This is a genomic window from Microcoleus pseudofavosus SVA1_A4 (assembly GCF_036700565.1).
Taxonomy (GTDB): domain Bacteria; phylum Cyanobacteriota; class Cyanobacteriia; order Cyanobacteriales; family Microcoleaceae; genus Microcoleus.
In genome coordinates, this window is the sequence record NZ_JAUBPE010000166.1 from 1 (window position 1) to 2,983 (window position 2,983).

At 39.2% G+C, this 2,983-nt stretch carries 2 protein-coding genes and 2 pseudogenes; all 4 read right to left on the reverse strand.

Features of this window, described 5'->3' with window-relative positions:
* Window positions 1-602: 602 nt before the first annotated feature.
* On the reverse strand, window positions 603-1,367 hold the full coding sequence (locus tag QUA02_RS33110; protein WP_333033959.1) for an FkbM family methyltransferase: 765 nt from the start codon (window positions 1,365-1,367) through the stop codon (window positions 603-605).
* Window positions 1,368-1,496: 129 nt separating this feature from the next.
* Window positions 1,497-1,622 (reverse strand): annotated as a pseudogene (locus QUA02_RS33115) (IS3-like element ISAcma13 family transposase); the annotation flags it as partial.
* 639 nt (window positions 1,623-2,261) lie between these two features.
* Window positions 2,262-2,633 (reverse strand): transposase, encoded by a 372-nt coding sequence (locus QUA02_RS33120; RefSeq protein ID WP_333033961.1) that lies wholly within the window; start codon window positions 2,631-2,633, stop codon window positions 2,262-2,264.
* Window positions 2,634-2,687: 54 nt separating this feature from the next.
* Window positions 2,688-2,983: pseudogene (locus QUA02_RS33125) on the reverse strand (IS66 family transposase); the annotation flags it as partial.

The window sequence follows — 2,983 nt, forward strand, 5'->3', positions numbered from 1 at the left end:
ACATCTCTACCGAAACATAAACCTATTCATATTCACTCATTTATTTATTATACATCGCTGATGTTATTAAATTTTCATTCCTTTAAGTAAATCGTGATTCCTATATTTTCAATAATCTGATAACTTTTGACGGTCACTCCCTCAATATTAAGGAGTTTGGTCATTAGATGAAGTTGAGGATTGGAAGCCATAGGTATAATTTTTATCTTGATTTTTATAAAATCTAACTTTATTATACTACAAAAAGCCCTGTAAGTCAATATATAACTGCTTTGCCAGCGCCTAATTTTTATATTTTATAGTTAATTTTTATAAAAATTATTAACTTTTTTACATACTAGGTTCGGTAGAGCCACGATTTGGAAGAATTTTTAGTTCACCGATGCCAATCTCTGCTTCAACAGCAAGATTTAATTCAAGGGTTAACGGGTTTTTATTGGGGGACTAAAATTGGAGCTTAATCGTAAGTTATTTACCGGACATGATATCAAATGGGTTCTATAAATAGGCTTTTTTAGGCATCAGGGTTTTACCTCCTTATTTTCATAGTTTATAAGTAGCTTATTATAACCGGATTTGGTATTAAATAGGATTGCTATATCTTAACGAGATGCATAAAGATTATAGATGTTTGAACCCTTCAATCCATCTTCTTGCTCGATAGCAACTATCTTAAAACCAGTTTGAGAGAGCAAAGATTGGATAATGTTTAACCTATTATCTAAATTATGGATCTCAATAACAAGCTGCTGGACTTTCAACCAATCTTCTGTTGTAAAGCCACGCATGACATCCAATTCGGCTTTTTCAACGTCGATTTTTAGAAGATCAATTCTTGAGATATTATTTTCTCGAATCACTTCACTTGCTTTCCGCAACTGACATTGTACTGGCTCATTTTCAAAGAATGAATTCAGCATTGGTTTGAATTCGTCTCGCGCTGTCTCTGGCAAATTTTTGAAAATAGCTTCCTGAAGCTCTATTTGTTCTTGTTGAGTATAGGGATAAACAGTTGACATAGCAGTCGCATAGGGATGGTAAGCAAAAGTGGCAGTTGCATTTTCATGCCCTAATCCAAAGGGAAATGCCTTTAGATGTTTTGCATCTATCTCCTGAAAATTCTTATTCAAAGCCTCAAAAAGAATTGGTACAGGTTCAAAAGCATAAATATAGCTACCGCTGTAATGTTGGGTAATCCAAAGCGAAAATAGTCCAATATTGGCTCCCACATCAAATACGATAGAACCATCCTCTAAATGAATATCATGTTTGAAATATTCCTGAACTTGATTGTATACAATTGGAACTTCTTCACGATTGACGCAATATATTTTCGTTTCCCCTAACGTGGTTACATCTAGCTGCATAATATAGTCCACTCCTATTTCACTTGAACCAGTCAATCCTTATTAAGCAGCATAAACCGTTCTCCGGTATACTACTATCCTTGTCACAATTCTTAGCAATTTTACTTTCCCCAATCGGCCTAAACTTGAGAGACTTCGAGCCAGATGCCATCGTCGGATGCTATAGGTGAATACATCCATTAACACCACCAGATAAACAAACTCCAGTTGCAACTTGATAGAGGTGATGTCTCCCACCCAGACTTGAGCTACGTGAGCTTGACGCTCACGATCGCAACGGTCAACAAGGGGGGACTTGCCAACGCAGCGCTCGTGTTCGCTCGCGCGAGGGACAATCCCAGGAGACCGGCTCTGCGTTGGCTTTCGCAACCCGCTGGTGCGATTGCCGAAGGCACTGGCTCTCGCCAATCGTGAGTACAACTGGGCAAACCTTAAAGGGCATCAATTGTCGCTCGCGCCAGCGATAATCCTCATACACAGACCGCAACCGCAGACTGCATCCTATCGCTCGCTCGCGCACGACTCGCGCCAGTGGCTTTCCTTGCCTATCTCGGATTAGCGATTCAGGAGAAGTTTTATGGAATATCCTTCGTCCCACTTAGATATCCAGCGAAATTTTTTGTGACGTTGATGATTTTTGTCAAGTGTTTGAGCCTTTACTCAACCTGCTGGTTATTCCCACAAGTTAGGGGTCAAAAACTACCTAAATCTCGCTTAACAAGAGAGTGAAGTTATGACAATATTAATTGGCTTTCATGCCATGCTTCTCGTTATCGAACCCGAAAGGATTTTTACAATTTGCAAGTAATACCGGGCTGGTCTAAAGCCATGCCGCATCTAGTAAATTAGAGTCGCTTTGTCTAACTAATGTCAAGACAATACTTCGGACAGTTTTTAAGCAACGAGAGTACCATAAGATAGGACGGAGGGAAGGTTAGGGTGATTTAAAATTAAGTTAGGGTCTAAATCTAACTTGTTAATAAAGGTGTCAAGTAGATGTCTGTTGAATTCCCGGCGTTTATAAGAGGCCATTGAAAACACGAAGGGTTCTGGAGATGAATGACGATTATAGGCTTCATATTTGGCTAAATTTAAAGCAATTAGACTGGCATTAAAATGAAAATCAAGCCGTTGACTACTGCGACATTGAGAATCAGATAAACCCGTAAATTGTTTGGCATCACGAAAAATAAACTCAATCTGAAAACGAGCCTGATAATACTCAAGTATTTCCTCGGCTGGGAGACTAATATCGGTACTAAACAATAAAATATTTTTGATTTTACCGTTGGGTTGAAGTTCAGACGTAAGGATTCAGGTCTATGATTGGGGAATAAGAGAAGGCATAAATAAGTTACAAGAATGGGCAGATATAGCATCACGGAAAAAAGCCATTGCGCTTCTACCCTGAAACCGACAAGTTTGAATCACAGATAACAAATCAGCAGTTTCCTCAAACCGAGACATTGACCGGGAACCCCCAGATACCTTACGTTTAGTCACGGCTAATCTCCGTGAACGTTCTGCCAAATTATTATTAGGGGGAATTTCTGGATGGTCTAAAAAGTACCACCACTGTTGCGCTTTATCACGCAACGAGCGCAATAACAATCCGG

What these genes read in the sequence shown, in the direction of transcription:
- QUA02_RS33110 (WP_333033959.1), bottom strand. Translation starts at nt 1,367, where the DNA reads ATGCAGCTAGATGTAACCACGTTAGGGGAAACGAAAATATATTGCGTC.